11 protein-coding genes are annotated in these 12,362 nt (G+C 68.1%); all 11 read left to right on the top strand.

All coding sequences use genetic code 11. The annotated features are described in order from the left end of the window. Positions 1-103 precede the first annotated feature (103 nt). The 11 genes from Q4C89_RS09490 to Q4C89_RS09440 all read left to right on the top strand — a co-directional run bounded on the left by Q4C89_RS09490 (position 104) and on the right by Q4C89_RS09440 (position 12,135). On the top strand, positions 104-1,330 hold the full coding sequence (locus Q4C89_RS09490; RefSeq protein WP_303102366.1) for a 23S rRNA (cytosine(2499)-C(5))-methyltransferase: 1,227 nt from the start codon (positions 104-106) through the stop codon (positions 1,328-1,330). A gap of 73 nt (positions 1,331-1,403) precedes the next feature. After that, entirely contained in the window at positions 1,404-2,147 is a 744-nt protein-coding gene (locus Q4C89_RS09485; protein ID WP_303102365.1) for a TM2 domain-containing protein, read from the top strand. A 52-nt stretch (positions 2,148-2,199) separates the two neighbouring features. Then, positions 2,200-2,862: a response regulator transcription factor gene (locus Q4C89_RS09480; RefSeq protein ID WP_303102364.1), complete on the top strand. Its 663-nt coding sequence runs from the start codon at positions 2,200-2,202 to the stop codon at positions 2,860-2,862. Between the two features lie 4 nt (positions 2,863-2,866). After that, entirely contained in the window at positions 2,867-4,318 is a 1,452-nt protein-coding gene (locus Q4C89_RS09475) for a HAMP domain-containing sensor histidine kinase (protein ID WP_303102363.1), read from the top strand. A 28-nt stretch (positions 4,319-4,346) separates the two neighbouring features. Next, on the top strand, positions 4,347-5,126 hold the full coding sequence (locus Q4C89_RS09470) for a nucleotidyltransferase family protein (RefSeq protein WP_303102362.1): 780 nt from the start codon (positions 4,347-4,349) through the stop codon (positions 5,124-5,126). A gap of 95 nt (positions 5,127-5,221) precedes the next feature. Beyond that, positions 5,222-5,458, top strand: a complete 237-nt coding sequence (locus tag Q4C89_RS09465) for a ferredoxin (RefSeq protein ID WP_303102361.1) — start codon at positions 5,222-5,224, stop codon at positions 5,456-5,458. Between the two features lie 128 nt (positions 5,459-5,586). Then, a complete protein-coding gene (locus Q4C89_RS09460; RefSeq protein ID WP_303102360.1) occupies positions 5,587-6,348 on the top strand; it encodes a metallophosphoesterase in 762 nt (253 codons plus the stop codon). Next, positions 6,345-7,307 carry a DNA polymerase III subunit delta' gene (locus Q4C89_RS09455; RefSeq protein WP_303102359.1) on the top strand — a complete coding sequence of 321 codons (963 nt, stop codon included), beginning with the start codon at positions 6,345-6,347 and terminating at the stop codon, positions 7,305-7,307. Before Q4C89_RS09460 ends, Q4C89_RS09455 begins: the two co-directional genes overlap by 4 nt. A gap of 157 nt (positions 7,308-7,464) precedes the next feature. Beyond that, complete coding sequence (locus Q4C89_RS09450; RefSeq protein ID WP_303102358.1) at positions 7,465-8,751, top strand: hemolysin family protein; 1,287 nt, start codon at positions 7,465-7,467, stop codon at positions 8,749-8,751. Further along, entirely contained in the window at positions 8,748-10,076 is a 1,329-nt protein-coding gene (locus Q4C89_RS09445; protein ID WP_303102357.1) for a hemolysin family protein, read from the top strand. Before Q4C89_RS09450 ends, Q4C89_RS09445 begins: the two co-directional genes overlap by 4 nt. Positions 10,077-10,524: 448 nt before the next feature. Beyond that, positions 10,525-12,135, top strand: a complete 1,611-nt coding sequence (locus Q4C89_RS09440; RefSeq protein WP_303102356.1) for a S8 family peptidase — start codon at positions 10,525-10,527, stop codon at positions 12,133-12,135. Positions 12,136-12,362: the final 227 nt, after the last annotated feature.

Below are 12,362 nucleotides of genomic sequence, written 5' to 3'. Positions count from 1 at the left end.
GTGGCTGCGGCGGCACGCGCTGGACGGTGGCGGTACGTAAACCGCTGGCGCTGGAGCGTCCCTGAATCTCGCCCCCGAGTGCCCGCTCCGCTATCTTCCCTGCATGTCTGCGCCCTCTTCCGCTCCTGCCCGCCTGCGCCTGCGGGTGTCCAAGGCCGCCGAACTGCACCTGCGCGAGGGTCATCCCTGGGTCTACGAATCGAGCGTGCGCGAGCAAAACCGCGAGGGCGAAGCGGGCGAACTGGCGGTGGTGTATGACCGCCGTGACCGTTTTCTGGCGATTGGCCTGTACGACCCCCACTCGCCGCTGCGCCTGCGGGTGCTGCACACGGGGCTGCCCGTGCAACTCGACGACGCGTGGTGGGCGGCCCGGCTGGACGCGGCCCTGACCCGGCGCACCGCCCTGTTCGGGCCACTCACCGAGTTCGGCGACACCGACGGCTACCGCCTGCTGAACGGCGAATCGGACGGGTTTCCGGGACTGGTGGTGGACCGCTACGCCGGGGTGCTGGTGATGAAGGTCTACACCGCCGCGTGGTTTCCTCACCTGCGCCGGATGCTGGAACTGTTCGCTGGGCGTGCGCCGGGCTTCGCGGTGGTGCTGCGCCTGAGCCGTAACATTCAGCCCCTGGCTGCCGAAATCGGCCTGCATGACGGGCAGGTGATTCTGGGGCAACTGGCGGCGGATTCGGTGGTGTTCCGCGAGTCGGGCCTGAATTTCGAGGCCGAGGTCAGGCAGGGCCAGAAGACCGGATTTTTCCTCGACCAGCGCGAAAACCGCCGCCGGGTCGAGAGCATGAGCGAGGGGCGGCGCGTCCTGAACGCCTTTTCCTTTTCCGGGGGCTTTTCGCTCTACGCGGCGCGGGGCGGGGCCAGCGAGGTCACCAGCCTCGACATCAGCGCCCACGCCCTGGCGAGTGCCGAGCGCAACTTTGCTCTCAACCCCGACCTGAAGGCCGCGCACAACACCGTGCAGGCCGACGTGTTCGAGTGGCTGCCGGGCGCAGGGGGACAGGGGGGAGACTACGACCTCGTGATTCTCGACCCGCCCTCGCTGGCCCGCCGCGAAGCAGAGCGCGAGGGAGCCATTCGCGCCTACGGCAAGCTGGCGCACGATGGCCTGACCCGCCTCGCCCCGGGCGGCATCCTGGTCAGCGCGTCGTGCAGCGCCCACGTCAGCGCCGAAGAATTCGAGAACGCGGTGATGTCGGCGGTGCGGCGCAGTGGTCGGCGCTGGCGCAAGCTGCTCTCCAGCCGCCACGCCCCCGACCACCACGCGACGTTCCGCGAGGCGGAGTACCTCAAGGCCGTGTTCGTGCAACTGGACTGAGGGGCGGCCCCCGCTGGCCTGCCCAACTTTCGGCGGATGCAACTTCATGACGTTTTGTTGCGTAATCTGGAGTATGACCGACCGCAAAGACCCCAACATGACCCCGCAAGGCAACGCCCCGTCCTGGGTGGACGAGGTGCTGTCGGCACAGTCACGGCCCCAGCCCCGTGTGCCCGAGGCGCGGCATGGCGGCGAGGCCCGCTTGCCCGGCGAGGCTGCGCCCCCGGCCCCGTCCGGCTGGGACCACTGGCCGCAGACCGAAGTCGCCCGTGACCTGCGCCTGCCCGGAGACCCGCCCCGGCCTGCTCCGGTCGTCACCGATGCCCGCCCCTTCGACAGCGACGACTGGGTGGCCCGCGCCACCGGCGGACAGGTGCGCGACCCCCGTGACCTGCCCGCCGCGCCGCCGACCCAGCCCATGCCGACCCAGACCACGACCTACCGCACCGCTCCCACCGCGCGCCCGGACATCTGGGGTGACTCTTCCTCCTCGCTGGATCGGGGCGACGTGGCCCAGAAAAAGCTGATTGCGGCGCTGCTCGCCATCTTTCTGGGCAGCTTCGGCGTCCACAAGTTCTATCTGGGCATGAACACGCCGGGGCTGGTGATGCTGGGCCTGAACCTGGGCAGCTGGGTGGTCGCCTTCACGCTGTCTCTGCTGACGCTGTTTCTGGGCAGCATCTTCCTGTTTCCGCTGGCGGCCCTCGTCGTCAGCGCCCTGGGCGTGGTCGGCCTCATCGAGGGCATCATCTACCTCACCAAGTCCGACGCCGATTTCGAGCGCGAGTATCTGAGGGGGAAAAAGCCCTGGTTCTGAGGACCACTCTTTTCTTCCCCGTCCTTTAACCGCGCCGCCCTAGACTGCCACCATGCGCCTGCTGTTTGTCGAGGATGACCCCCGGATTGCCGAACCCACGCTCAGCGCACTGCGCGAAGCCGGGTACGCGGTCACTTGGGCGCGGGCGGGCGACGAGGGCCTGGAAGCCGCCATGCTGGGCGAGTTTCCCCTGATCGTGCTGGACGTGATGCTGCCGGGCATTGACGGGTTCGAGGTGGCGCGGCAACTGCGGGCCGCCGGGGTGGACTCGCCCATCCTGTTTCTGACGGCGCGGGGTGAGGTGGATGACCGGGTGGCCGGCCTCGACTTGGGCGGGGACGCCTACATGGTCAAGCCTTTTGCCATGCCTGAACTGCTCGCCAACCTGCGGGCGCTGGCGCGGCGTGAGCGGGGCCAGAGTGCGCCGCGCAGCAGCTTTGCCGCCGGGCGCGGGGGGCTGGACACCGTGGCCCGCACCGTGACCTGGGACGGGCAGGAAGTCGCCGTGACCGGGCGCGAGTACGACCTGCTGGGCGCCCTGGCCCTGGCCCCCGAACGCTGGCTGACCCGCGAGGAACTCCTCGACCGGGTATGGGGGCCGGAATTTGGCGGTGAGGCCCGCATCGTGGACGTGTACGTGCGCTACCTGCGCCGCAAGCTGGCCCCCGAAGCCATCAGCAGCGAGCGGGGCCGGGGCTACCGGGTCGAGAAGTGAAGCCGTGAAGCTCTCCTTGCGGGCACGCTGGGCGCTGTGGGCGGCGTTGGCGACGGGATTGGCGGCGCTTCTGGTGTCGGCGGGGCTGTTTTTTGCCGTCAGCGGGCTGCTGCGGCAGGCGCAGTACGACCGGGCCGTCTCGGCGGCGCAGGAGGCCGGGGGCCGGGTCGAAGGTCTGATTCGGCAGCGGCGCGACGACCCGCTGGGCGTGCGGGACAGACACGACGACGATGACTCACCTCCTGACCCGGTGCAACTGCTGACCGGGCAGGTCAGGGTCACGGCAGCCGACTTGGAACGGGTCTCCCAGCAGACCCAGGGCGGCGGGCAGCGCGGGCCGGAACTGCGCCTGAGTGTTCCCGGCGTGGGGGGCGCAGGCTGGCAGAGCGTGCAGACGGGCCGTTTTCCGGCAGGAGTCGAGGTGCTGTCGCCCGGCGTCTATCAGCAGGGCGACCTGCTGCTGGTGGTGCGGCCCCTACGCGGCGGCGCTCTGCTGACGGCGGCCCTGGACGTGCAGGTGCTGGGCGCGGCGCGGCAGGCGTTCGGGCGGGCGCTGGCGTGGCTGCTCCCCGCTGCGCTGTTGCTGGCGCTGCTGCTCGGCTGGTGGGTGGCGGGGCGGCTGCTGCGCCCGGTGCAGGCGCTGGAGGGCGCGGCGCGGGCCATCGGTGACGGCGGCGACCTGCGCCGTCCCTTGCCGGGCGCGGGCAGCGGCGACGAACTGGCGCGGCTGGCCCTGACCTTGCAGCAGAGTTTCGGGCGGCTGGCCGACTCGCGGGAGCGCGAACAGGCCTTTTTGCGGGCGGCGGCCCATGACCTCCGCAGTCCGCTGGCGGCGCTCCAGGCGCGGGTAGACGGCACGCTGGCCCACCCCCGCGACCCGCAACGCTATCAGGCCGACCTGCGCGAACTGGGGCGCGACATCACCCGGCTCTCGACCCTCGCCAACCACCTGCTGCTGCTGGCCCGCGACCCCTCGGCGCTGGCGCAGGCCCCGGTGCCGCTGCGTGACCTCGCCGCCGAAGCGGTAGACCGCGCCCGCGAACTCGACCCGCACGCTGACGTGGATTTGCTGCCCTCTCCGGCGCTGACCGTGCGCGGTGACCGGGTGCTGCTGGGCCAGGCCATCTGGAACCTGACCGCCAACGCGGTGCGCCACGCGCCGGGGGCCACCGTGACCGTCGTGGTGGCCCGTGAGGGCGACTGGGCGCGGGTCACGGTGCAGGACGACGGCCCCGGCGTATCCGCCGAGGTGCTGCCGCAACTGGGCGAGGCGTTCTACCGCCCCAGCGAGAGCCGCAGCGCCGACGCTTCGGGGCTGGCGGGGCACGGCCTGGGCTTGGCGATTGCCCGCCGCGCCGCCGAACTGCATGGGGGAAGGCTAGAGCTACGCAGCGCCCCCGGCGAGGGCTTCCGCGCCGAAGTGTGGCTGCCGCTGGGCGAGCTGCGAGAGGAATGAGCGCCCGGCCCTGCGCTACCCTGCCTGTATGTCGTCGTCTGCGCCTGCCTTGCCCCTCTGGAATGCTGTCGTCCTGGGCGGAGGTGACCCCGGCGACCCCTTCGCGGCGGCCCACGGCGTCGGCGTCAAGGCGCTGATTCCACTCGCCGGAGCGCCTCTGGGCCTGCACGTCCTGCGAACCCTGCGCGAAAGTGGGCGCATCGGAAAAGTGGCTTACGTCGGCCCGACCACGCCCGAGATGAACCCCCTGATCGACGAGCGCGTGACCGACCGGGGCAGCCTGCTCGCCAATCTGGAAGCGGGGGTGGCGGCCCTGCCGGACGGGGCGCGGGTGCTGGTGGTGACCGCCGACATTCCCCTGATGACGCCACAGCAACTGCGCGACGTTCTGGAGCAGGCCGCCCGAGAGTCGCCCGACGCGGGTCTGGTCTACCCAGTGGTGACCAAAGAGGCCTGCGACGCGGCTTTCCCCGGTGTCAAGCGAACCTATGTCAAGGTCAGGGACGGCACGTTTACCGGCGGCAACCTGTTTCTGCTCGACCCCCGCCTGATCTCTCAGTTTTTGCCCCGACTGCGCGAGGTGCTCGGTGCCCGCAAGGCCCCCTTGAAACTGGCGGGCCTGATCGGGCCTTCGGTGCTGCTGCGGCTCGTGACCGGGCGGCTGGACGTGGCGACCCTGGAAAGCAAGGTGAGTGACATTCTCGGCGTGCAGGCCCGCGCCCTCATCACGCCCCACGCCGCGATTGGCACCGATGTGGACAAAGGCAGCGACCTCGAACTGGCGCGGCGGGTGCTGGGAGGCCACTAAAACCGACTGTAGCACTCGGATTTTTGGCGTCTGGGTGGAAAGTTTTTGGCGCTCTTGCCCTTGTCAGGCCCCGTCAGGCTGTGCATACTGTCCCCATGCCCCATGTGATTACCAGCCCCTGCATCGGCGTGAAGGACCAGGCCTGTACCGAAGTCTGCCCCGTGGAATGTATCTACGACGGCGGCGAGCAGTTTTTTATCCACCCCGACGAGTGCATCGACTGCGGCGCGTGCGTTCCTGCCTGCCCCGTGAGCGCCATTTTCCCCGAAGAAGACGTGCCGGACGGCGAACAGGAATTCATCGTCAAGAACCGCGCCCACTTCGGTCTTTGAGGCTTTCCCCAGGCCTTCTTGCATAGCTCTTCAGGCACGTCGTGGACGTGCTTTTTTTGTTGTGGTTGGGGGCCTTTGCCGCCGCCGCCGCAGAGGGTCACGGTCCTTATCCCCAGAAGAGGGCTATCATGGCGGGCGTGCGGCTGCTGCTGCTTTCCGATATCCACGCCAACTTTACGGCTCTCCAGGCGGTTCTGGAGGATGCCGAAAAACGTCGTTACGACCAGATCATCCACCTCGGTGACGCGCTGGGCTACGGCCCGCACCCCCACGATGTCCTTGAGGCCCTGCGTGACCTCGACGCCCAGTGCATTTTGGGCAACCACGACCAGATGCTGCTCGAGTACGTGGACGGCACCCGTCCCTACCGGGAAAGCGTGGTGGCTTCGGTGCTCAAATGGCAGATCAGCCGCCTGACCGAGCGCGACCTGCGCTGGATTCGCACCTGGCGCGACGGCATAGACGACGCCGAGGTGGGGGCGCGTTACCGCCACGGCACGCCGACCAGCCTGGACGACTACATGGACTCGGTGCCCGCTGCCCGCGCCGCCTTCGGCCAGTGGCAGGGCATGCTGGCCTTCGTGGGGCATACCCACGTTCCCGCCGTGTACGCCACCCTCAACGCCCCGGTGGGGGACTGGATCAAGGGCCACCCCCTCAGCGACGTGACCACCTACATGGTGCCGCCCCGCGTCCGCGTGATTCTGAACCCCGGCAGCGTGGGGCAGCCGCGTGACCACAACCCCCGCGCCAGCTACGCCATTTTCGACACGGTGCGCTCGGCGTTCGAGGTCTTCCGCGTGCCCTACGACATCGCCCGTACCCAGGAGGCCATCCGCGAGGCGGGGCTGCCCGAGGTGCTGGCGGCGCGGCTCTCGGTCGGCAAATGACCGCCGCGCCCGCTTTGCCCGCGCTCACGGCGGCGGCGCTGCACGGCCCGCTGCTCGAACAGACCGGGAGTTTCGGGGGCAATGCCCTGCTGCTGTGCGGCCCGGCGCGGGTCGGCAAACTCGACCTCGCCTATGCCATCGCCGCGCAGCACAATTGCAGCGGCAGCCGGGGCATGTACGGCGAGGCGTGCGGTCACTGCCCGTCCTGCCGCGCCCTGAGCGCCGGAACCCACCCGGACGTGCTGCGGCTCGAACCCCGCGCCACCACCAGCACGGGCAAGGCGGCGCGGCGGCGCATCATTCCCATCGGCGCGATTTTGCAGTCCCGCGACAACGGGCGCGAATACGAAACCCACGTCTACGAATTTCTGGAAGTGCGGCCTACCTTCGGGCGGCGGGTGGTCATCGTGGCGGGGGCCGAATTTCTCAACCCTCAGGCGGCCAACGCCCTGCTGAAACTGGTCGAGGAACCGCCCCACCGCGCCCTGTTCGTGTTTCTGGCCGAAGACCTGCGCTCGGTGCTGCCCACCATCGTCAGCCGCAGCGCTCGCCTGGGCGTGGTGCCCGCCTCGGACACGGCCATGTCGCGGGCGCTGGCCCAGGCCGGAGAAGCCCCCGACGACACCCTGCTGGCGTTCGCGGCGGGCCGGGCGCGGGTGCTGAGCGAACTGGAGAGCGTGCGCACAGCCCTGACCGACGCCGCTACCCTTGACGACGCGCTGGCGGAAGGGCTGTTGCCTGCCCTGGACGCGGCAGCAGCGCTAGAGAAACGCTGGGACGCCGCGTGGCATCCCGAAGCCCTGCGTTTCGTCTGGCGGGAACGGCTGCCCCATCAGCGTGCCCGCGCCGACCTTGCCCTGGACGCGCTGGAGCAGGCGCTCGAAGCCTACGCGAATCCGGCCCTCAGCTTTCAGGTGTTCGCGCTGGCCCTGCGCGAAGCCTTCGGGGAAAGCCGCTGAATCCTGCCGCCGAGGGCTGCCCGGTAGCCAGCAAGTCTTAACCTCGCCCGCTGTGCGGACGCCTCCGCGCTAAGCTGAAGGATATGACGTTGCCCAGCAGTGACAGCGCCGACCCTTCGCATTTACGACCCTGCCCCACCGGCACCCGGAGGCTTTCTTGAACGCCCTGGTGCCGGTCCTGGTCATTCTGGTCATGGTCGCCATCAACGCCTTGTACGTGGCTGCCGAGTTCGCCACCGTCGGCTCGCGGCGCTCCAGGGTGCAGGAAGACGCCGAGAACGGCAACCGCGCCGCCCGTGACTTGCTCGACATCCTGCGCGACCCCAAGCGGCTCGATACCTACGTGGCGGCCTGTCAGGTGGGCATCACGCTCAGCAGTCTGGTGGCAGGTTCCTACGGACAGGCGCAGCTCACGCCACTGCTCACGCCCTATTTCGGGGCGGCGGGGCAGACGGTGGCCGTGCTGGTCGTGCTGGTCCTCATCACGGCGCTTCAGGTGGTGCTGGGGGAGCTGCTGCCCAAGACGGTGGCCCTGCGCTACCCCGAGCGGCTGGCCCTGGCGACCCTGCGGCCCATGCAGTTCAGCCTGCTGCTGTTCCGGCCCCTGATCGCCCTGTTCAACGGCACGGCCTTCGCGCTGATGCGGGCCTGGAAACTGAATGTCGACCACAGCCACTCGCACGTCCACTCGCCCGAGGAACTGGAGGGACTGTACCGCGAGAGTGCGGCGGGCGGCCTGATCGACGCTGCCGAGCGCGACATGCTGGCGGGCGTGCTGAATGTCGAGGAACGGGTGGTGCGCGAAATCATGACCCCCCGGACCCGGCTGGTGACGGTGGCGGGCAACCGCACGGTGCGTCAGGCCCTCATGGAACTGGCGAACACGCCCTACTCGCGCTTTCCGGTCACGGGCGAGGGCGACGACGTGGTGGGCATCGTTCACCTGCGCTCGCTGTATCTGGTGGCCGAAACCCACCCGGCCACCCTAGTCAGCACGGTCATGCGTCAACCCCTGATCGTGGCGGAGGTCATGAGCGTCCCCGACCTGTGGCGCAAGCTGCGTGAAGCCGAGCGCCACAGCGCGATGGTGGTCAACGAGTACGGTTCGGTGGCGGGCATGGTGACGCTGGAAGACGCCCTGGAAGAGATTTTCGGGGAAATGCAGGACGAATTCGACCACGAGGAAGAACCGATTTCGGTGCAGGGCGGGCGGGTCACCGTGCGCGGCGACGTGCTGGTCGAAACCCTCAACAGCCGCTTTGGGCTGGACTACCCGGAGGATGAAGTGGATACCGTGAGTGGACTCGTCTGGAACGAGCTGGGCCGCTTGCCGGTCATCGGTGACGAGGTACAGGTGGAGGGCCAGCCGCTGCTGCGGGTCGAGGCCATGGAAAAGCGGGCGGTCACGCGGGTCAGCCTGACCCTGCCCGGAGGTGAAGCGTGAGCGCGGGCGGTGACGTGGTGAGCACGGTGGTCGTGCCGGTGGCGGTCATCCTGACGTTGGTGGTCGTCAACGGCGTATTCGTGGCCGCCGAGTTCGCGCTGGTCGGGGCGCGGCGCTCACGGCTGGAAACCCTGGCCGAGAACGGCAACGGCGCGGCCCGCTGGCTGCTGGGCGTGTTCGACCGCCCCGCCGGAAAGGACGGCTATATCGCCATCGCGCAGCTCGGCATCACCCTGGCGAGTATCGGGCTGGGCATGTACGGCGAACCCGCCGTCGCCCGCTGGCTCTACGGCCCCTTCGAGGACTGGGGACTGACCTACGAGGCGGCGCACACCGTCGGTTTCGTGGTGGCCCTGAGCTTCATCACGTTCATGCATGTGGTGTTCGGGGAAATGATTCCCAAGGCGCTGGCGCTTCAGGCCCCTGAAAACATGAGCCTGCGCGTCAATCCGCTGATGCGGGTGTTCGGGTTCATCTTCCGCCCGCTGGTGGTGGTGCTGAACTGGCTGGCGCTGGCGCTGATGCGGCTGCTGCGTATTCCCGAACCCGACAAGCGTCTGGCCCTCTATACCTCCAAGGAACTCGCCATCGTCACCGAGGAAAGTGCCGATAGTGGGCAACTCGGCGACGTGCAGCGCAACCTGATTCACAACATTTTCGAGCTGGAGGAGCGCACCGCCGAGGAACTGATGACCTCGCGCAGCCGCATGGAGGTGCTGGGGGTGCAGGCGCAGCCCACCGAGGTCTACGCCCGCATTGCGGCCTCGCCCCGCAGCCGCTATCCGGTCTATGACGGCACGCTCGACCAAATTGTGGGCGTCTTGCACGTCAAGGACTTCATGCGGGCGCGGGTGCTGGGGCAGTCGCTGGCGCTCGGCGGTCTGGTGCGGCCTTTGCCGAGTGTGGCGGCGGGGGCCACCGCCGAAGACCTGCTCAGTCTGTTCAAACGCGAGCGGGTTCACGCGGCGCTGGTGGTGGACGAATTCGGCGGCACGCTCGGCTTCGTCACGATGGACGACCTGATTGCCGATGTGATCGAGGAAGAAGACCTGCCCATGAGCGACTGGGTGCAGGTCGGGGCCGACGGCTCGCTGACCCTGGACGGCGAGGTCACGCTCTCCGAATTGCGTGAGGACTACGGTGTGCCGCTGGACAGCGAAGAGGTTTCCACCATCGCCGGACTGGTGCTGGCGGCCCACGGCACGGTGCCCGAGGTCGGCACCACGCTGCATGTGCAGGGCCACGACCTCACGGTGGAGGAGGTGCAGGGCCTCAAAATCACGCGGGTGCGTCTGCGCCCGGCGCCTCAGATTCAAGGGGTCTAGGTCAGCGAGAGGCGGGAAACGGGTGGGCGTCCTTGTCGAGTTGACGCTCACCCGCTTCCAGTTCTCGGTGGAGTGAAAAACTCCCCAAAATCTGCCAGAAAACCAGGGAGCATTCCCGGATTTGAGCACTTCAATTGCCAACACTTTTTCAATAAGACCACTGTATTGCTGAGAGAAATTTTACAAAGATTTCCGTCCTGTATATCGAGACAAAGATTTCCCTCACCACGACGCGTCCCTTGACATGAAGGTCGCCACTCCTTCAGTGAAATGGGGTCAGTGGCACGATTGCGAAGGGTTCCAAATCGCGTTTTTGCGTTTATGCTTTTGGGTAATTCCAGAGCAGGCGGGTCGGCGCACAGACCCCGTGACGCAGGAGCGGCAGCTTCCGGCATGGCGTGCCGTGACCTTGTGCCGTCGCCGCTGCCGAGGAATCAGGAGGTTTCCCATGAGTGCACGTCTGTTTTCCGGCGCATTGACCCTCACCCTGATTCTGGCGTCCTGTGGCACCCAGCCCGCCCAACCACAGCCCAACCAGTCGGCGGCAGACCTCCCCCAACCCCAGGTGATCTCGCCGATTCGCGGCCACGCCCTCGCCCCCGTGCGCGGCACCGACAACCGCGACGCCATCGCCGGGCAGTACATCGTGGTGTTCAGCGAGGGAGCCACCACCGGCAGCCTCAGCGCCCAGAACGTAGCGGGTCAGGCGCTCAGCAGCCTCAGCGCCCCGGCCCTGATTCGTGCACTCGGCCTCGACCCGCAGGGCATTTCGGTGCAGAACATCTACTCGCAGGCCCTTCAGGGCTTCTCGGGCCGCCTCAGTGCCCAGAACCTGCAAACCCTGCGGGCCGACAAGCGCGTGAAGTACATCGAGCAGGACCAGACCATGTACGCCACCGGCACGCAAAGCAACCCGACCTGGGGCATCGACCGCGTAGACCAGCGCAGCCTGCCGCTCGACAAGAGATACACCTACGGCAGCGCCAGCAACGTCAAGGCGTACATTCTCGACACGGGCATCAACATCAACCATGTGGACTTCGGTGGGCGGGCCACCTGGGGCACCAACACCACCGGCGACGGTCGGAACGTGGACTGTGACGGACACGGCACCCACGTCGCCGGGACGGTGGGGAGCGCCACCTGGGGCGTCGCCAAAGACGTGCGTCTTATCGCCGTGAAGGTGCTCAATTGCAGCGGCAGCGGCAGCAACTCCGGCATCATCGCCGGGATGGACTGGGTGCTGGGCAACGGCACCGGCCCGAAAGTCGTCAACATGAGCCTGGGGCCGCAGACCCGCTCCACCAGCCAGGCCATCGACGACGCGGTCGCCAAGCTCTACAACAATAACGTGACCGTGGTGGTCGCCGCCGGAAACAGCAACGACAACGCCAGCTACTACAGCCCGGCCCGCGCTCCCCAGGCCATCACCGTCGGGGCCACCACCAGCACCGACGCCCGCAGCTCCTTCAGCAACTACGGCACCCCGCTCGACATCTTCGCGCCGGGCAGCAGCATCACCAGTGCCCTCAATACCAACAACACCGGCACCGACGTCATGAGCGGCACCAGCATGGCCTCGCCCCACGTGGCCGGAGCCGTCGCGCTGATTCTGGGCGCGAACCCCAGCTACTCCACCTCGCAGGTCACCAGCGCCCTGCTGAACAACGCCACCACCGGCAAGGTGACCGATACCAAGGGCAGCGTCAACCGCCTGCTCTACACGGGCGCGGCGGGCGGCACCACGACGCCCCCCAGCACCGGCACCACCACGACCTACAGCGGCAGCGTGAGCAGCGGGGCCAGCAGCTACAAGCCCGGCAGCAGCGGCTTCAGCTACTCGGGCGGCACCCTCAAGGCCACCCTCAGCGCGGCCAGCGGCACTGACTTTGACCTGTACCTCCAGAAATACAACGGCAGCAGCTGGGTCGACGTGGCGGCGAGCGAGTCGGCGGGCAGCAGCGAAAGCATCAATTACGCGGCGACCTCGGGCACGTACCGCTGGGAGATCTACGCCTACTCCGGCAGCGGTTCGTACAGCCTGACCGAAACCAAGTAAACCTAACCCAGGAAGGCGGGCCGCAGCGTCACGACTGCGGCCCACCTTCCTGGCTTCCCTTCGGCGTTCAGGTCGTCGCCTTCCACAGCGCCGACATGCGGCTGTGCTGCGGGTCGAGGGCGTGGGTCAGGAGGCTCAACGCCGCCCAGAAGCAACAGCGGGCCGGACGCCGGGGCCAGTGCGGGCCTTGGGGCAGCGGGTTGTCGCATACCCCCACTACGCGACCG

This window comes from Deinococcus sp., from assembly GCF_030523985.1.
In the GTDB taxonomy this organism is placed as follows: domain Bacteria; phylum Deinococcota; class Deinococci; order Deinococcales; family Deinococcaceae; genus Deinococcus.
This window is presented reverse-complemented; position numbering and strand designations above follow the sequence as displayed.

What these genes read in the sequence shown, in the direction of transcription:
- Q4C89_RS09490 (WP_303102366.1), top strand. Translation starts at nt 104, where the DNA reads ATGTCTGCGCCCTCTTCCGCTCCTGCCCGCCTGCGCCTGCGGGTGTCC.
- Q4C89_RS09485 (WP_303102365.1), top strand. Translation starts at nt 1,404, where the DNA reads ATGACCGACCGCAAAGACCCCAACATGACCCCGCAAGGCAACGCCCCG.
- Q4C89_RS09480 (WP_303102364.1), top strand. Translation starts at nt 2,200, where the DNA reads ATGCGCCTGCTGTTTGTCGAGGATGACCCCCGGATTGCCGAACCCACG.
- Q4C89_RS09470 (WP_303102362.1), top strand. Translation starts at nt 4,347, where the DNA reads ATGTCGTCGTCTGCGCCTGCCTTGCCCCTCTGGAATGCTGTCGTCCTG.
- Q4C89_RS09465 (WP_303102361.1), top strand. Translation starts at nt 5,222, where the DNA reads ATGCCCCATGTGATTACCAGCCCCTGCATCGGCGTGAAGGACCAGGCC.
- Q4C89_RS09460 (WP_303102360.1), top strand. Translation starts at nt 5,587, where the DNA reads ATGGCGGGCGTGCGGCTGCTGCTGCTTTCCGATATCCACGCCAACTTT.
- Q4C89_RS09455 (WP_303102359.1), top strand. Translation starts at nt 6,345, where the DNA reads ATGACCGCCGCGCCCGCTTTGCCCGCGCTCACGGCGGCGGCGCTGCAC.
- Q4C89_RS09440 (WP_303102356.1), top strand. Translation starts at nt 10,525, where the DNA reads ATGAGTGCACGTCTGTTTTCCGGCGCATTGACCCTCACCCTGATTCTG.